General features: G+C 65.0%; 14 protein-coding genes. 8 read left to right on the forward strand and 6 right to left on the reverse strand.

Going from position 1 to position 16612, the window contains the following annotated elements; genetic code table 11:
* Positions 1 to 78: 78 nt before the first annotated feature.
* The gene (locus CT676_RS14845) at positions 79 to 1047 is read left to right on the forward strand and encodes a LysR family transcriptional regulator (protein ID WP_085405262.1); all 969 of its coding nucleotides are present in this window, start codon (positions 79 to 81) and stop codon (positions 1045 to 1047) included.
* On the forward strand, positions 1044 to 2582 hold the full coding sequence (locus CT676_RS14850) for a hypothetical protein (protein WP_085405263.1): 1539 nt from the start codon (positions 1044 to 1046) through the stop codon (positions 2580 to 2582). Before CT676_RS14845 ends, CT676_RS14850 begins: the two co-directional genes overlap by 4 nt.
* Positions 2583 to 2588: 6 nt before the next feature.
* Here CT676_RS14850 and CT676_RS14855 read toward each other — a convergent pair whose 3' ends face one another.
* Complete coding sequence (locus CT676_RS14855) at positions 2589 to 3890, reverse strand: MFS transporter (protein ID WP_085405264.1); 1302 nt, start codon at positions 3888 to 3890, stop codon at positions 2589 to 2591.
* A 375-nt stretch (positions 3891 to 4265) separates the two neighbouring features.
* Between CT676_RS14855 and CT676_RS14865 the strand changes: the two genes are divergently transcribed.
* Genes CT676_RS14865 through CT676_RS14875 form a run of 3 tightly spaced genes read left to right on the forward strand, consistent with a single transcriptional unit; the run spans position 4266 to position 8035 of the window.
* Positions 4266 to 5480 (forward strand): ABC transporter substrate-binding protein, encoded by a 1215-nt coding sequence (locus CT676_RS14865; protein WP_135214840.1) that lies wholly within the window; start codon positions 4266 to 4268, stop codon positions 5478 to 5480.
* A 7-nt stretch (positions 5481 to 5487) separates the two neighbouring features.
* Complete coding sequence (locus tag CT676_RS14870) at positions 5488 to 7221, forward strand: FAD-dependent oxidoreductase (protein WP_085405266.1); 1734 nt, start codon at positions 5488 to 5490, stop codon at positions 7219 to 7221.
* Positions 7222 to 7240: 19 nt separating this feature from the next.
* Positions 7241 to 8035, forward strand: a complete 795-nt coding sequence (locus CT676_RS14875; protein WP_085405267.1) for an IclR family transcriptional regulator — start codon at positions 7241 to 7243, stop codon at positions 8033 to 8035.
* Positions 8036 to 8041: 6 nt separating this feature from the next.
* Here the strand turns inward: CT676_RS14875 and CT676_RS14880 are convergent, their stop codons facing one another.
* A complete protein-coding gene (locus CT676_RS14880) occupies positions 8042 to 10192 on the reverse strand; it encodes an ADP-ribosylglycohydrolase family protein (RefSeq protein ID WP_135214841.1) in 2151 nt (716 codons plus the stop codon).
* A gap of 36 nt (positions 10193 to 10228) precedes the next feature.
* Entirely contained in the window at positions 10229 to 11284 is a 1056-nt protein-coding gene (locus tag CT676_RS14885; RefSeq protein WP_085405269.1) for a LacI family DNA-binding transcriptional regulator, read from the reverse strand.
* 77 nt (positions 11285 to 11361) lie between these two features.
* On the opposite strand from CT676_RS14885, the gene CT676_RS14890 reads away from it, so the two are divergent.
* Genes CT676_RS14890 through CT676_RS14900 form a run of 3 tightly spaced genes read left to right on the forward strand, consistent with a single transcriptional unit; the run spans position 11362 to position 14381 of the window.
* Positions 11362 to 12702: an extracellular solute-binding protein gene (locus CT676_RS14890; RefSeq protein WP_063981357.1), complete on the forward strand. Its 1341-nt coding sequence runs from the start codon at positions 11362 to 11364 to the stop codon at positions 12700 to 12702.
* Between the two features lie 6 nt (positions 12703 to 12708).
* On the forward strand, positions 12709 to 13557 hold the full coding sequence (locus CT676_RS14895; RefSeq protein WP_135214842.1) for a sugar ABC transporter permease: 849 nt from the start codon (positions 12709 to 12711) through the stop codon (positions 13555 to 13557).
* Positions 13554 to 14381 (forward strand): carbohydrate ABC transporter permease, encoded by an 828-nt coding sequence (locus tag CT676_RS14900; protein WP_081369148.1) that lies wholly within the window; start codon positions 13554 to 13556, stop codon positions 14379 to 14381. The genes CT676_RS14895 and CT676_RS14900 overlap by 4 nt, the downstream gene beginning before the upstream one ends.
* Positions 14382 to 14385: 4 nt before the next feature.
* Here the strand turns inward: CT676_RS14900 and CT676_RS14905 are convergent, their stop codons facing one another.
* Genes CT676_RS14905 through CT676_RS14915 form a run of 3 tightly spaced genes read right to left on the reverse strand, consistent with a single transcriptional unit; the run spans position 14386 to position 16355 of the window.
* Complete coding sequence (locus CT676_RS14905; protein ID WP_038934859.1) at positions 14386 to 15165, reverse strand: SDR family oxidoreductase; 780 nt, start codon at positions 15163 to 15165, stop codon at positions 14386 to 14388.
* A 57-nt stretch (positions 15166 to 15222) separates the two neighbouring features.
* On the reverse strand, positions 15223 to 15813 hold the full coding sequence (locus CT676_RS14910; RefSeq protein WP_071910051.1) for a thiamine pyrophosphate-dependent enzyme: 591 nt from the start codon (positions 15811 to 15813) through the stop codon (positions 15223 to 15225).
* Positions 15813 to 16355 (reverse strand): thiamine pyrophosphate-binding protein, encoded by a 543-nt coding sequence (locus CT676_RS14915; RefSeq protein ID WP_063981353.1) that lies wholly within the window; start codon positions 16353 to 16355, stop codon positions 15813 to 15815. The genes CT676_RS14910 and CT676_RS14915 overlap by 1 nt, the downstream gene beginning before the upstream one ends.
* Positions 16356 to 16612: the final 257 nt, after the last annotated feature.

Raw genomic sequence — 16612 nt, forward strand, 5'->3', positions numbered from 1 at the left:
TTTGCGCTGTTTACATTGGACCAGCAGCGCCCGAGGCGCTAATGCCGTATCGGTATGATTTGAGGACAAAACCGCATCATGGACCTGGTCTGGCTGGAGGATTTCCTTGCCATCGCCGAGGAAGGCGGGTTCTCGCGCGCGGCCCAGCGACGGCATGTGACCCAGCCGGCGCTGAGCCGCCGCATCAGGTCGCTCGAGGAGTGGCTGGGAACACCGCTGTTCGAACGTTCGACCCACACGATCACGCTGACGCCGGCCGGCGAGAGTTTTCGCCCCGTCGCGGAGGACGTGCTGCGCCGGGTCCTGGTCGGACGCGAGGAAGCGCTCGAAGTGGCGCGGCTGAAGGCCGAGACCATCACCTTTGCCGCCACGCATTCACTGTCGCAGACCTTCTTTCCGGAATGGATTCGCAACTCCGACAGCGCGCGGGCCGACTCGGCCGTTCAGCTCGTCGCTTCGAATTTCGCCGGCTGCGAGAAGCTACTTCTGGATGCGCAGGCCCATTTCATGCTGGCGCACTACCATCCGACGCTGGTGAGCCGGCTCGACATGGACCGCTTCCAGCGCGTCGATCTCGCGACCGACGTGCTGATCCCGATCAGCGCGCCGGCCGCAAAACCGGGCCGCGGTGGACGCAGCAGCAAAAAGGCACAGCCTCGTTATGCCCTGCCCGGCGCATCGGGCGCGCCGCTGCCCTATCTCGCCTATCACCCCGGCTCGGGCGTGGGGCGGCTCGTCACCTCGTTCCTGGCCGCGAAGGATTCGACGGCGTGGCTGGCGCCCGGCTTCGCCGCGCCGGTCATGCTGCTGGTCGACATGGCGCGCGAAGGGCGCGGCGTGACGTGGGCTCCGATGAGCCTCGTCCGCGCCGATCTCGACAGCGGCCGCCTGTTGCGCGCCGGCGGCGCGGATTGGGACATTCCGATCAGCGTCTCGCTGTTCCGCACGCGGGCCCGCATGACCCGGGCGGCCGAGAATTTCTGGAATTCGGTGCGCAAGGGCCGGCCGGGAGGGAAATCCATCGCCCCCGCGCCGCGGACCAGATGACCGTGTCGCGGATCAAGTCGGCCTTCGGACTGCTTCGGCCGCAGATGCTGCTGATGAGCCTGCTCGCTGCCACAACGTTAGACGCGGCGCACGCCGGCGGCGCCTCCATCGCACCCGCCGAGCTGAAGGCGATCGGGACGATCGATGCGCGCTTTCAATCCTACAATATCGAGATGGTGGAGGTAACCGGCGGCTGGTTCTGGAAGCCTTATCCGCGAACAATGCGCGCGCTCGATGAGCGGGATCGTTACGGCGAGAGGCCGCCGATCGATCTTGCCAATGCGCGGCTGCGCAAGCTCGCCGCCGCTTTGGCGCCGGCCTATCTGCGCGTGAGCGGCACCTGGGCCAATGCGACGTTCTTTGCCGACACGGACCATGCGCCAGCCAAGCCCCCGCCGGGATTCAATGACGTGCTCAGCCGCAACCGATGGCGCGACGTCATCGACTTCGCGCGCGCAGTCGACGCGGAGATCGTCACCTCCTTCGCGATCAGTCCGGGCAGCCGCGATGCGGATGGCGTGTGGAAGACCGATCAGGCGCAGCGCCTGATCGACGCGACGCGTTCGCTGGGTGGCCACATCGCGGCGGTGGAATTCATGAACGAGCCGACGCTTGCGGCGACGAACGGCGCACCGCCGGGATATGATGCGGCCGCTTATGGCCGGGACTTCAGGATCTTTCGCGAATGGATGCAACGCGCGGCGCCCGAGACGTTGATCGTCGGTCCGGGTTCAACCGGCGACGCGCCGTTGCCATCCGGGTCGGGCATCACCACGCGCGATCTGCTGGCCGCATCCGCCCCCGGCATCGATCGCTTCTCCTATCATCACTACAACACGCTCTCGCCGCGCTGCGGCGGCCGCGACGATCCGGCGCAGGCGCTCTCCGCGGACTGGCTGGCACGCACCGACGCGACGTTCGCGACCTATCGGGCCCTGCGCGACGCATTCGAGCCGGGCAAGCCGATCTGGCTGACGGAGACGGCAAACGCCGCCTGCGGCGGCAATCCATCGGACAAGACCTTTCTCGACACATTCCGCTATCTCGACCAGCACGGACGCCTGGCGAGGGCCGGCGTCCAGGTGGTGATGCACAACACGCTGGCCGCCAGCGACTACGGCCTGCTCGACGAGGGAACGTTCCGTCCGCGGCCGAGCTACTGGGCTGCGCTGCTCTGGCATCGGCTGATGGGAACGATCGTGCTCGACGCGAACCCGGTCGCCGCGCCAGATCTCCATCTCTACGCGCATTGCCATCCGGGCATGCGGGGCGCCGTGTCCATGCTCGCAATCAACGCGTCGCGGCACGCATCATTGACCCTGACGCTGTCACACCCCGCCGAGCGTTACACGATACATGCGAGGCGGCTGCAAGACGCGACAGTTCAGCTGAACGGCAAGACGCTCGCGCTGAGTGCCGACGACGAACTGCCCCGACTTGAGCCGCGCGCAACACCTGCGGGGGCGATCCGGCTGGTGCCGGCGACCGTCACCTTCCTGGCGTTTCCGGACGCAGCAAACCCCGCCTGCCGGTGACGGCCCTTACGACTTCAGCGCGTCGCGCGCCGTCTCCGGCGCCATCAGCGTCGCGATGATCGTGATGACCGACAGCGCGATGATGTAGACCGACACCGGCCAGTAGGCGCCGGCCCATGCGAGCAGCGCCGTTGCGATCAGCGGCGAGAAGCCGCCGCTCAGCGCCGCCGCGACATTGGCGCCCAGCGAGGCGCCGCTGTAGCGCACCTGGGTGCGGAACAGTTCCGGCATGAACGCCGCCTTCGGCCCGAACAGCAGGGCGTGCGTCAGCGTCATCGTGACGACGAGCGCGAACGTGATCAGCGCCGGCTCCCTGGTGTCGAGGAACCAGAACAGCGGAAACGCCAGCGCCACCGAGAACACCCCGCCGGCGAGATACAGCGCCCTGCGGCCGAAGATATCGGAGAGCCAGCCGGCGAGCGGCAGCGTCGCGAACTCGACGAGCGCGGCATAGACCACCGCGTTCAGGATCACCTGGCGAGGCAGGCCGAGTTTCGTCGTCGCATAGACCACGGTGAAGACGGTGAGGAGATAGGCGAGCCCGACCTCCGACACCGTGATGCCGATCGCGAGCAGAAAACTGCGCCAGTCGCGGCGCAGCACCTCCAGCACCGGCTGCGCCAGCACTTCCTTGCGCTCGACGACTTCCTTGAAATGCGGCGTTTCCGCGAGCTTGAGCCGCACGATGAAGCCGACGCCGACGAGCAGGATGCTGATCAGGAACGGCACGCGCCAGCCCCAGCTCAAAAAGTCCGCCTCGGGCAGTTGCGTCATCAGGCCGAAGATACCGGTTGAGGCGGCGACGCCGACCGGAAAGCCGATCTGAACTAGGCTGCCGTAGAAGCCGCGGCGATCACCGGCGTGCTCGATCACCATCACGACCGCGCCGCTCCATTCGCCCCCGAGCCCGATGCCCTGGACGAAGCGCAGGATGATGAGCAGGATCGGCGCCCAGACGCCGATCTGGCTGTAAGTCGGCAGGCAGCCGATCAGGAAGGTGCCGAGCCCCATCGCGATCATGGTCGCGACCAGCATGGTCTTGCGGCCGAGCCGGTCGCCGTAATGCCCGATGATCGCGCCGCCGATCGGACGCGCCACGAAGCCAACCGCATAGGTCGAGAACGCCACCAGCGTTCCGACGAAGGGATCGAAGCTCGGAAAGAACAGCTTGTTGAAGACAAGTGCAGCTGCCGTGCCGTAGATCAGGAAATCGTACCACTCGATCGCGGTGCCGAGTGCGCTCGCCCACACCACATGCGCCGTCGTCGATCTCTCCGTCGCCGCGGAGACCCCCGTTGCTGCCGTCATGCCCTGCCCCAAAAGATTCCTGGCGGCATCATGGCTAATCGCGATGGCGGTTGCAACCTGCGGAGGTGTGATCTCTGTGCGAGACTACGATGCGAGATTTTGCGCGTCGCTGCTCCCGCACTCCGTCATTGCGAGGAGCTCTTGCGACGAAGCAATCCAGGCTGCCTCCGCGGAGAAAGTCTGGATTGCTTCGCTGCGCTCGCAATGACGGGTGTGGCGGCAGTTGCGCGCACGCCTCCGGCAATGTCTCCCGGGCGACCATGGAACTCATCGACCCCCCTTATTCGCCATTGACAAACTCATTCGTTAATATCTAACTAACCGCCAACTGATAACCGGCCGCGCCAAGCGGCTCATAAAAGAGAGGGATCGACGATGAGAGGGCTTTTGGCCTGCACCTTGCTCGCGGCCATGACTTCGGCTGCCATGACCACGGCGGCGCGCGCGCAAGTCTCCGACGACGCGGTGCGGATCGGCGTGCTGACGGATCTGTCGAGCTGGGGCCGTGACAACAGCGGGCCGGGGTCGGTCGAAGCCGCCAAGATGGCGGTCGAGGAATTCGGGCCGACCGTACTCGGCAAACCGATCGAGATCATCAGCGCCGACCACCAGATGAAAACCGACGTCGGCGTACAGATCGTGCGCGGCTGGTTCGACAACGGCAAGGTCGACGCCGTCGTCGACATCCCCAACTCCGGCATCGCGATCGCCGTGCACAACATGGTGCGCGAGCGCAACAAGATCGCGCTGCTCTCCGGCCCCGGCGCGAGCTCGCTCACCGACGAGCTGTGCAGCCCGAACACCGTGCACTTCACCTACGATACCTACGCGCTGTCCAAGGTGACGGCCTCCGCCGTGATCAAGGAAGGCGGCAAGTCCTGGTACTTCATCACCGCGGACTACGCTTTCGGCCAGCAGCTCGAAAAGGACGCCACGCGGTTCATCAACGAGATGGGCGGCAAGGTGCTGGGCGGCGTGAAGCATCCGACCAACACAGCCGACTTCTCCTCCTTTGCGCTCCAGGCGCAGAGTTCGAAGGCCGACGTGGTGGCGTTCGCCAATGCCGGCCAGGACACCGACAACGCCATCAAGCAGTCCGGCGAGTTCGGCCTGGTACAGGGCGGCCAGAAGCTGGTCGGTCTCCTGATGTTCGACACCGACGTGCATGCGGTCGGCCTGAAGGCCGCGCAGGGCACCTACATGACAACGGCGTCCTACTGGAACATGGACGAGGCGACGCGCGCCTGGTCGAAGAAATTCTACGAGCGCACCAAGGTGATGCCGACCATGATCCAGACCGGCGTCTACGGTTCGGTGCTGCATTATCTGAAGGGCATCAAGGCCGCCGGCACCGACGACCCCGCCAAGGTGATGGCAAAGATGCGCGAGCTGCCGATCGAGGATACCTTCGTCCATGGCGGAAAATTGCGCGAGGACGGCCGCGTCATCCGCGACATGTATCTCGCCAAGGTGAAATCGCCCGAGCAGTCCAAGGAGCCGTGGGACTATCTGGAGATCGTCAAGACCGTGAAGGGTGAGGACGCCTTCCGCCCGGTCTCCGAATCCAAATGTCCGCTGCTGAAGAAATGAGGCCCGCATGACCGGCAACGAGCGCAACGCAATTGAGACTTACGAGTGCGATGTGCTCGTGGCCGGATCGGGTGCCTCCGGCATGTCGGCCGCGATCACCGCGGGTTATCGCGGCCTCGACGTGCTGATCGTCGAGAAGGAGCCGCGCTTCGGCGGCACCACCGCCCGCTCCGGCGGCTGGCTCTGGATCCCCGGCACCTCGCTGGCGAAGGCCTACGGCATCGAGGAGACGCCGGAGCAGGCCCGCACCTACTTGCGGCACGAAGCCGGCAACAACTTCGATGCCGCGCGGGTCGATGCATTCCTGAGTGCGGGTCCGGAAGCGGTCGATTTCTTCACCACCAGGACCGCGCTGCGCTTCGACATGCCGCTGGTGTTTCCCGACTATCACGCGGAAGCGCCGGGCGGCGCGCAGGGCGGCCGCTCCATGGTGACGCGCCCGTTCGACGGCCGCGAGCTCGGTGACCAGATCAAGACGCTGGGTATGCCGCTGCCCGAGCTGACCGTGTTCGGCATGATGCTCGGCTCCGGCAAGGAGATCATCCATTTCATGCGCGTGACGAAGTCGCTGACCTCGGCGGTATACGTCGCCAAGCGCCTGTCACGGCACCTGATAGACGTGCTGCGGTATGGCCGCGGCATGACCTTGACCAACGGCAACGCGCTCGCCGGGCGCCTCGCAAAATCCGCGCAGGATCTGAAGATTCCGATGTGGCTGTCCTCGCCGGTGCGCGAGCTCATAGTCGAGAACGGCGCGGTCACTGGCGCCATTGTGACTCGCGAAGGACGCGAGATCCGCATTCGCGCGCGCCAAGGCGTCGTTCTCGCTTGCGGCGGCTTCCCGCATGACGTCGAACGCCGCAAGAAGATGTTTCCACACGCACCGACCGGCCATGAGCACTATTCGCCGGGACCGACCGGCAACACCGGCGACGGCCTGCGCCTTGCAGAGAGCGCTGGCGGGCACGTCGAGGATCGCCTGCCGAACGCGGCGGCCTGGGTGCCGGTGTCGGTGACCAAACGCAAGGATGGTTCGAGCGGCGTGATGCCGCATTTCATCGACCGCGCCAAACCTGGCGTGATCGCGGTGATGCGGGACGGCAAGCGCTTTGCCAATGAGGGCAATTCCTATCACGACTTCGTCCAGGCCATGATCAAGGCCGCGAAGCCCGGCGAGGAGATTGCGGCGTATCTCGTCTGCGATCACCCGACGCTGCGCAAATACGGCCTCGGCTGCGTGCCGCCGTTCCCGATGCCGCTCGGTCATCACCTCGATACCGGCTATCTCATGCGTGGCGACACGCTGGAGGCGCTCGCGGCAAAGGCCGGCATCGATGCGACGGCGTTCACCGAGACGGTCAGGCAGTTCAATGCGACTGCGCCGCAAGGGCACGACGCCGCCTTCGGCAAAGGTTCAAAAGCCTATAACCGCTACCAGGGCGACGCCATGCACGGCCCGAATCCCTGCATCGCACCGATCAAGAACGGCCCGTTCTACGCCATCAAGATGGTGATCGGCGATCTCGGCACCTATGCCGGCATCGTCACCGACGAGAACGCGCGGGCGCTGGACGCCGAAGGCCGGGTGATTCCCGGGCTCTATGCCGCGGGCAACGACATGGCGAGCATCATGGGCGGCAATTATCCCGGTGCCGGCATCACGCTTGGGCCGGCGCTGACCTTCGGCTACATTGCCGGCCGTCATCTCGCCGACAGCGCCGCCAAGCGCAACGCGGCGTAAGCCACGCGCCAGGAGACGCATGAAGAGAGAAAGCCGCGGCATCCAGTCGATCGAGGTCGGCGGAGAATTGCTTCGCGCGCTCGCGAGATGCGGCGAGCCGATGATGCTGCGCGATCTCGCGCGCGAGGCCGGCATGACGCCGGCCAAGGCGCATCCCTATCTCGCCAGCTTCTCCCGCATCGGGCTGATCGAGCAGGACGAGACCACCGGCCGCTACGAGATCGGCGCGCTGGCGCTGGAGCTCGGCCTGATCAGCCTGCGCCGCCTCTCCGGCGTGCGGATCGCGCGTCCGAAGATCGCAGGCCTCGCGAGCCAGATCGGCCATGCCGTCTCGCTCGCGGTCTGGGGCACCCACGGCCCGACCGTGGTGCAACTGGAGGAGCCCGGCCAGCCCGTGCACATCGTGATGCGCGCTGGTTCGGTCATGGCGCTGCTGGAGACGGCTACAGGCCGGGCGTTTGCTGCCTTCCTACCGGAGAAGACGATCAACGCCGCGCTCGAGAGCGGCCTCGACCGTCATGGCGTCGGCTACAATCCGAAGCGGGCGGTGAAGGGCGCGAAGGTCGCCGAGATGCTCACGGAGGTCCGCAAGCACGGCCTCGCCCGCGCGCTCGGCGATCCCCTGCCCGGCGTCAATGCATTCTCGGCACCGGTATTCGACCATTCCGGCCATGTCGCGCTGGTGATCACCGCGATGGGGCCGGAAGGCACTTTTGATGCGCGCTGGGACAGCCCCATTGCCCATGCCCTGCGCGACTGCGCCGGTGGGATCTCGAAGCGGCTGGGCTACGGGATGACGATCGCGGCGGAGTGAGGCCTGTTAGGCCGGCGACACGCGCACCTCCTCCGCGGAGATCGATCCGCTGTCGACGACGAGCGCGACGGCGCCGCTGGTCAATGGGAGATCGCCCGTGTCCTGAACGCTGAAGAGTTTTTTACCATCGACATGGGCTTCGATGTCGGTTCCGGCCACGCGCAGCTCAATCCGATATCTCCGGTCGAGCTGCCAGTCGAAGCGTTCGCTGGCGAGCACGAGTTCGTCATGCACGCGCTTGACCAAACGGACGCGGCCGCCCTCGGCACGGTCGAACATCAGCGCGTAATAGCGCTCGCGTCCCTGCACCCGCGCCGCGAGGCCCCAGGCGTTCGCCAGCAGCGGCATGATCTCGGACGTTACGCGATAATCCTTCCAGTCGCGCGTACCTTGCGCGATGAAGCCAAGCCCGTCGCCATTGGTAACGCGCAGGCCCTCCCAGCGGGTCTGGAACTGGCTGACATTGTTGACCCAGGCGTGCTTCCACATCGTGCTCAGATTGTTGTCCGGCCGTTTCAGCACGGTGTCAGGCGCGCCACCCCAGGTCAGATAGTCGAGATAGAGCGTGCCATCGACGCCGAGCGGATCGCGCGTTTCGATCTCCACCCCGATCTCGAAGATCGGATAGGCATGGGTCTCCGGCACCTCCCAGCTCAGCACGGCGTGACAGCCGCCGGTCAGTTCCTGCGCATCGCCGTAGATCTGGATCAGCTCGTCGTGCTCGTCATAGACGCTGGAAAACAGTCGCACCGCCACGGTGCCGCTATCCGCTTCCGATTCAATCCGGCACTCCACCCGTTGCCCCGAATACAGCGTCGGACAGGCCACAAGCTGGTAGGTCGGCATCGTAAACACCTCCTTGTCGAAGAAGGTGGGGCTCGCAACGCGTGCCACGCGTCCGGGCGCCAGACGGCGGAAGTCGATCGCCAGACTCCGCTCCCCAGTGCGGCTGTGGCCGGCGACATTGCTGAGCTCGACCTCGTGGAGCCGTGCGGGCGAGCCGCCCTTCACGTGGAAGCCCTGCAGGCTGCCCGGAAAGTTGAAGTTGAAGCGCGCGCCGTCCTTGGCGACCGCCAGCGCCGGCGCACCGGCGAGCGCAAGCCCGGCCGCGACCAGCGACTGCGTCTCGATCACGGCGTCGGAGATCGCAGCGCCACCATCGGCCGTCGAGATGTACATGCGGTCGGCGATGGGGGTGCGGAAGTCCGGCCCGGCGTCGAGGCCGGCAAGTCCGGTGCGGATGCCGAACAGGCAGCCGACATTGCCGGCATTGCAGTCGGTATCCCAGCCGGCCGTGTTGGCGATGCGCATCGCCTCCTGAAAGCTGTTCCCGCCGTAGAGCGTCGCCAGAATGATCAGCGCGTGGTTGGGCACGACATGGCAATTGCCGAGGAATTTGTCGTAGCCGTAACGTTCGGCGATCAGCGCACGGGTCCGTTCCCAGTCGTTGCCGTTGTCGCCGGCGTGCCATTCCCGGACGTCGTTGACGACGCGCCGGATCAGCGCGTCCTTCGGCACGAAGCCGAGCCCGACATCGATCAGCTTCTGCACGTCGTGCTCGACGAAGGCCAGCGCCTCCATCGCCGCGAGCAGTTTTGCGGCATGCACGGATTCACCATCATGGCTCACGCGCCCGGCCTGCTCGGCCAGATAAGCGGCCTGCTCCGGATTACCCGGGCTCACCATCGCCCAGCCGTCGATGAAGATTTGCGCACCGATCTGCTCGGCTACGGTCGTGCCGTTCAGCGCAATCGAGCCGCTCTGCGGCGCCGGGATACCGGACTTCAGCCGCAGATAGGCGGTGTGCTCGGTGGAATTGCCGATGCCACCCCACCACAGGATGGCGCGCTCCTCGACGATGTAGTTCAGCCAGGCTTGCCCGATCTGCCTCGAGGTGAGACGCTTCGGATAGCCATTGTCGGCAAGCGCGCGGGGAAACGCAAACGTGCCGGAGACGTCGTCGTCGGTGACGACGAGATGATGGGATCGCAACGCGACGTCACGACGCTCGTTGACATAGTAGTTGATCGGCCCGAGCTCCTTCATGATACGCTCATAGGTCCAGCCCTCGAAGGGCCGGCCGAGGTAGACACCGATGAGCTTGCCAAGCACGCCGGCATAGACCCGCTCCGCGTAGTCATGAGGAATAGCTGTCACGAGTTCACTCCCATATCCAATTGCTTGGCCCGCGGGTCAGACCGACGAGCGCTTCATGATCTCGAATTTCAATTCATGGCTCTGGCCCGGCGCCGCGAGCCCGCCCGGTTGCAACCGCTTGACCAGCGTCTCCGCCGCAAGCGCGCCGAGATCGAACTCCGGTTGCCGCACCGTGGTGAGCCCGAGCAGCTTTGCGACCGGGATATCGTCGAAGCCGGCGATTGCAATGTCGCTGGGGATCGAGAGCCCGGCTGCACGCGCCGCCTCCATCGCACCGAGCGCCAGCACGTCGCTCGCGCCGAACACGGCGGTCGGGCGATCGCCCTTTCTTTCGAGCAGCCGCTTCATCGCACGCGCGCCGGATTCCTCGGAATAGGCGCTATCGGTAATGAAATCTGGCGCAAGTCCTGCTTCCCGCATCACCGCGCCGTAACCCTGCGCGCGCCGCTGACTCGGGCCGAACTCGGCCTGGATCATGGCAATGCGCCGATGCCCGCGCGCAATCAGAAGTCGCGTCATTTCCGCGGCCGCTTCGGCATTGTCGATATAGACGCTGTCGATCGCGAGCGGTCCGTCCGGCTTGTGCTGGCTCTCCAGCCGCACCAGCGGGATGCCCTTACGCGCGAGCACGGCGAGCTGGGGCGCCCGCAGATGAAAGAACGTTGCGACGACGCCGTCGGCCCGTCCCTGGAGCAGCCAGTCGATGGCGCGGGCCTCGCCTTCCGGCCGCCCGTCGGTGTCGAAGATCAGGACGTCATAGCCAGCCGGCGCCGCGACCGTCTGCAATCCCCGGACGAGGCCTGGATAGAACGGATTGGTGATATCTGGAATGACACAGGCAAACGTCATGGTCCGCGCGCTGCGCAGCATCCGCGCCGGATGGTTCGGCTGATAACCCAGCTCCTGTGCGACCTGAAGAATGCGCGTGCGCGTCGCAGGCGGAACGGACGGCGTCTCCGTCTTGTTCAGGACAAGCGACACCGCGGCCTGCGAAACACCGGCCGCGAGCGCGATATCCTTCTGCGTGGGGCGGGCTGGCGCCTGTTTGTCGCGCCCCTTCCCCCGCTTCGTCCTCGTTGTTGACGTCGCCATTTGGCTTAGTTATACGTATTACTAAAGGAAAATCAACAATCACCGCCAATGACCTGAGGAAACCGAGGTTCATCGCCATGACCATGACCCGACGCCAGCTTGTTGCCGCCATCCCCGCTGCCGCGCTTGCCGTTAGCTTGCCGCGCGACGTTCGCGCCGAGGACGGGCGCAAGGTCGTGACTTTCTGGTTCGGCCAGGCGAATTCGGACGGCCAGGCCGCGCTGCGCAACGATTTGGTCGAGGCGTTCAACGCCTCGCAGGACAAATATCTGCTCCAGCTCGAGGTGAAGGGCGCCGCCGTCAACAACCTCCTGAAGGTCGCACTCGTCGCCGGTAACGGCCCGGACATCGTGCAGACAGCGGGTCCCGCCTATCTCACCGCGATCGCGAATGCCGGCCAGGTGCTGCCGCTCGACGATTTCGCCGAGAAGTACAAGTGGAAGGATCGCTTCCTGGCACCGCTGCTCAACACCAGCGTCTACGGCGGCAAGCTCTACGCGCTGCCGCGCGACTACGAGTCGATGCACCTGTTCTATAACAAGGAGCTGTTCAAGCAGAACGGCTGGAAGCAGCCGACCAACCGGCAGGAGATGGAGGCGATCGCAGACGCAGCGCTCGCCAAAGGCATCATCCCCTTCGGCGCCGGCAATGCCGACTGGAAGGGCGTGAACGAGTGGCTGATGACGGTGTTCTTCAACAACGTCGCTGGCCCCGACAACGTGCGCAAGGCACTTGCCGGCGAACTGCCCTGGACCGCGCCGCCGTTCGTCGAGGCGGTCGAACTGTCAAAGGCGTGGTACAACAAGGGCTATTTCGGCAAGAACTATTTCTCGCTGACCATCGAGCAGAGCTTCCTCCAGGTCGTCAACGCCAAGGCGGCGATGGCGTTCAGCGGCACCTGGTCGTTCGGCACCAAATCCTACGGCATGTCGAAGCCCGATACCGTGATGGACGTCATGCCGACGCCGACCCTCGGCTCGGCCTTCACGGGATCACTGGTACATCTCGCCTGCGGCGCGACGCTGTCGATCGCCAAGAACTCGCAGAATGCGGAAGGCGCAGCCGCAGTGTTCGAGTTCATGCTGACGCGCAAGTTCTACGAGACCATGAACCGCGACTGGCCCGGCAAATGGGCACTCCCGGTGAAGGACCTGCCGCCGGACATGCTCCAGGGCATCGGCTATCCCCTATTCGAGAAGACGATCGCGAATCTGCACGAAGCGTTCAGCAAGGGGCAGTACGGCTTCACCACCTGGACGTTCTGGCCCGGCGCCACCAACTCCTATCTGATCGAAGGCATCGAGCAGGTCTGGCTCAACAAGATTACGCCGGACGCTTACCTCACGCGGATGCAGACGCTCTTCAGCCAGGAAGCAAAGGAAGGCAAGGTGCCGCCGCTGCCGCCGCGGACGGCCTGACGCACGATGTGGCTCTTCGCGCTTCCAGCGCTCCTGATTAACGTCTGCATCATCCTGGTTCCCGCCGTGCTGACATTCACGGCGGCGTTCTTCATGTGGGACGGTGTCGGAAAGCCGGCGTGGGCGGGACTGGCCAACTTCCAGAACATGTTCGCCGATCCCGTGTTCTGGTCGGCGCTGACAAATAACTTCATCTGGACGGCGATCTTCCTCACCGTGCCGGTCTGCCTCGCGCTCGTGATGGCAGCCGCGCTGCTGATGGCGCCGAAGGCGCGCATCGTGGTCCAGTCCATCATCTTCCTGCCGCGCATCATCGCTGTCGCAGTCACGGGCCGCATCTTTCAGGGCACGATCTTCAGCCCCGCGACCGGCGTCGTCGCCTGGTTGAACGAGCACGGCTTTTCGATCTCCGATCCCCTCGCCGATCCCGACCGCTCGCTCTATGCTGTGGCCGCGGTCGACATCTGGCACTGGTGGGGATTTCTCGCGGTCGTGTTCCTGTCGGCGATGCGGCAGATCAGCATCGACCAGATCGAAGCCGCGCGGCTCGACGGAGCCGGCTTCTTTGCTTTGTTCCGCTACGTTCTGATCCCGGGCATCCGCCCGACCCTGACCTTGATGCTGATCCTGACCGTGATCTGGTCGTTCCAGGTCTTCGAATTCATCTTCATCGTCACCCGCGGCGGCCCCGCCTATGGCAGCGAGGTGCTGGCGACGTTTGCCTACCGCCACGCCTTCTTCGAAGGCGACGTCGGCCAGGCTGCAGCCGCCGCCTGCGTCATGAGCCTGTTCGGCCTGTGTGCCACCGCCGTCTATCTCTGGCTCCAGATCACCGACGACGCGCAATCGACATGATCGGGGATCGCTGGAGCAGGACATTCAGCCTCGGGCTGATCGGCATCGCATCGTTCAGCTCGCTGCTGCCGATCGTGCTCGCCGTGATGAACGCACTGAAGACGACGGTCGAGATCGGCAGCAATCCGCTCGCGCTGCCGACCCAGTTGCACTGGGAGAATTTTTCCTCCGCCTGGCGCAACGCCCAACTCGGCCCGAGCCTGCTGCACAGTGCCGAAGTCGCGATCCTGACCATTCTGATGGTGTGCGTCACCGCGACGCCCTGCGCCTATGTGCTTGCGCGGCAGAAGGGAAAATTCTGGCGCTTCATCACCTTCTACTTCATGGCCACGATCACCGTGCCCGTGCAGCTCTATCTCTACCCGCTCTACTTCATCTTCGCGAAGCTCGGGCTGGTCAATTCGATCCCCGCGGTGGCGCTGATCTACACGGCGATGTTCTCGCCGTTTGCGATTTTCCTCTTGCGCACCTACGCGCTCGCGATTCCCGTCGCGCTCGAGGAAGCAGCCCAAGTTGACGGCGCAAAGCCGTGGCAGACCTTCTGGTACGTGATCCTGCCGATGATGCGGCCCGGGCTGCTCACGGTCGCCATCATCGTCGGGCTGAACGCCTGGAACGAGTTCGTCATCGCCGTGACGTTCCTGCAGAACGACAGCAACGTCACCGCGATCGTGCGCTTCTACAATCTGACCGGCCAGTATTCGACCGACTGGGGCGAGATGCTGGCCGCAGCCGTCACCATCGTGCTGCCGATCGTTGCGATCTTCGTGCTGCTGCAGCGTCAGTTCATCGACGGCATGACGTCGGGCGCGGTGAAGTCTTGAAGCCCTACTTCTCCTTCACCGGCACCGTGTAGTTCAGGATCAACCGCCCGCCATCCGGATAGATCGTCTGCCCGGTGATGTAAGACGCATCATCACTCGCCAGGAACGCCACGACGGAGGCCACCTCGCTCGGCTCACCGCCGCGACCCGCCGGCGTGCGTGACATCACCGTCTTGCGGGCATCCTCCGAGGTGTAGATGGACGACGCCACCATGTCGGTCAAAATCGTGCCCGGCCCGACCGCCACGACGCGGATGTTGTGCGGAGCGAGCGCGACGGCGGCGACCGAGGTCAGCTGCTTCATGCCGCCCTTGGAGATGGCGTAGGTCGCAAGCGTCGGGATCGCCAGCAGCGCGTTCACCGAGGACATGTTGATGATGACCCCGCCGCCGCCCTGCGCGATCATCTGCTTGGCCGCCGCCTGGACGCCGAAGAACGCGCCCTTCAGATTGATGCCGATGATTTCGTCGAATTCCTCTTCCGAAATCTCCAGGATGTCGCGGTTGCGGGCGACGCCGGCATTGTTGACCATGATGTCGAGCCGGCCGAATTCCCTGACCGCGGTCGCCACCGCGCGATCGACGTCCGCACGCCGCGCGACGTGACATGGCACGGCATACAATTCCTTGGGCTTGCCCAGCTCGTTGACCGTCTTCTCGAGCTCATCCGTATCGACGTCCGAGATGACGACCTTGACGCCGTCGTCGAGGAACCGCTTTGCGCACGCCTTGCCGATGCCGCGCGCTGCGCCGGTGATGACGGCGACCTTGCCGGATAGTTTCATGGGTCTCACTCCAGGATAGCTGCTTGGGCAGCGAGCTATCCCGGAGAGGACCCCGGTTCAAGCCGCCGCGAAGCCGAGATGAGCACGGAACCGGTTCTTGATAAAGACGGCATCGCGCGAGGGCAGCGAGCGCGGCGGATTTTCCGCCAGAACCTTGATGACAAAAAGCCGCGGGCCGTCGGCCGGTCCGGCGATCTGCGCGGCGAGGCGCTGCACCTCCTCGAGCGTCCGCACGGTCCCGGTCGCGGCGAAGCCGCAGGCGGCGGCAATTGCCGTGAGATCGACGCCGCGGCCGGTGTGGCTCGCCTGCATGCCGGTCTCGCCAAAATGCTGATTGTCGATCACGACGATGTCGAGATTGCGCGGACGCGCGACGCCGATGGTGGCGATGCCGCCGAGACCCATCAACTGCTCGCCATCGCCCGTCAACGCAAGGACGCGCTTGCCCGGCTGCGCCTGCGCGAGCCCAAGCGCGATCAACGCGGCACCACCCATTGCGCCCCAGAGATAAAAATTGCCGTCGTGATCCCCCACGGAATGCAGGTCGTAGGTGGGCGAGCCGAGACCGGAGACGACCAGCGTGTCCTTGCGGTCCTTCAGGAGCGCGGCGACAGCGGCGCGACGATCGAGTTGAGCTTGCATCGGCATCACCACTTCTTCTTGCCGATCAGGCGCTGCCCGATCAGGACCGCAATCTGCTGATCGGACTCGTAGGCGAGCGATGCCGCCGATTCGACGGTCTCGACCAGATCCTCCGCCGTCTCCGCGCGCATCACTTTCAGGCCGATCGCTTCCAGCGACGGCTGCGTCGCCCGGCTCATCGGCACCTGCCACGGATTGAATTCGGCCCATTCGCCGCGCATGGTCACCAGCATCAGCAGCGGAAAGCGCCCGATCGCCGACAGCGACAGCATGTTGATGCAATTGCCGACGCCGCTCGACTGCATCAGCAGCACGCTGCGCTGACCGCCGAGCCAGGCGCCGGCGGCGATGGCGATGCCCTCCTCCTCGGTCGTCAGCACGTTGGTGGTGACGTCGCGGTCGGCCGAGAACATGCGGATGAGCTGGCTGTGGCCGGCATCCGGCACGTAGGACATCTGCCTGACGTCGGCGGCTTTGAGGATACGATAGAGCTCGGACGGCCAGTCGTCGCTGCTGCGCGTTTCAGGATTCGGTTGAGGGCTGTGCACCGCGAGGTCTCCGTGAAATTCGAGCGGACCCTAGCGATTATTCCGCGCGACGGCTCTGACCGTCTGGCACGATCAGGTATTGAAGGATTGTATAGCTGCCTTTTCCGTTGTCGCCTGGACCAGAGCACGATGCGCATGACTGCGCCCTCTCCCCTTGTGGGCCTGTTGCGTAATTCGTCAATTGTGATTCCCTAGGGCAAAGCCTTGGAGGGTAGCGATGGCGGTCAAGCGGACGGGACAGCCGAGCTTTGTGGAAG

The sequence above is a fragment of the Bradyrhizobium sp. MOS001 genome (assembly GCF_004634465.1).
GTDB classification, from domain to species: Bacteria; Pseudomonadota; Alphaproteobacteria; order Rhizobiales; family Xanthobacteraceae; genus Bradyrhizobium; species Bradyrhizobium barranii.

Bases quoted from the DNA above. Each gene is read 5' to 3' on its own strand.
- CT676_RS14845 (WP_085405262.1), top strand. From the start codon at position 79: ATGGACCTGGTCTGGCTGGAGGATTTCCTTGCCATCGCCGAGGAAGGC.
- CT676_RS14850 (WP_085405263.1), top strand. From the start codon at position 1,044: ATGACCGTGTCGCGGATCAAGTCGGCCTTCGGACTGCTTCGGCCGCAG.
- CT676_RS14855 (WP_085405264.1), bottom strand. From the start codon at position 3,890: ATGACGGCAGCAACGGGGGTCTCCGCGGCGACGGAGAGATCGACGACG.
- CT676_RS14865 (WP_135214840.1), top strand. From the start codon at position 4,266: ATGAGAGGGCTTTTGGCCTGCACCTTGCTCGCGGCCATGACTTCGGCT.
- CT676_RS14870 (WP_085405266.1), top strand. From the start codon at position 5,488: ATGACCGGCAACGAGCGCAACGCAATTGAGACTTACGAGTGCGATGTG.
- CT676_RS14875 (WP_085405267.1), top strand. From the start codon at position 7,241: ATGAAGAGAGAAAGCCGCGGCATCCAGTCGATCGAGGTCGGCGGAGAA.
- CT676_RS14885 (WP_085405269.1), bottom strand. From the start codon at position 11,284: ATGGCGACGTCAACAACGAGGACGAAGCGGGGGAAGGGGCGCGACAAA.
- CT676_RS14890 (WP_063981357.1), top strand. From the start codon at position 11,362: ATGACCATGACCCGACGCCAGCTTGTTGCCGCCATCCCCGCTGCCGCG.
- CT676_RS14895 (WP_135214842.1), top strand. From the start codon at position 12,709: ATGTGGCTCTTCGCGCTTCCAGCGCTCCTGATTAACGTCTGCATCATC.
- CT676_RS14900 (WP_081369148.1), top strand. From the start codon at position 13,554: ATGATCGGGGATCGCTGGAGCAGGACATTCAGCCTCGGGCTGATCGGC.
- CT676_RS14905 (WP_038934859.1), bottom strand. From the start codon at position 15,165: ATGAAACTATCCGGCAAGGTCGCCGTCATCACCGGCGCAGCGCGCGGC.
- CT676_RS14910 (WP_071910051.1), bottom strand. From the start codon at position 15,813: ATGCCGATGCAAGCTCAACTCGATCGTCGCGCCGCTGTCGCCGCGCTC.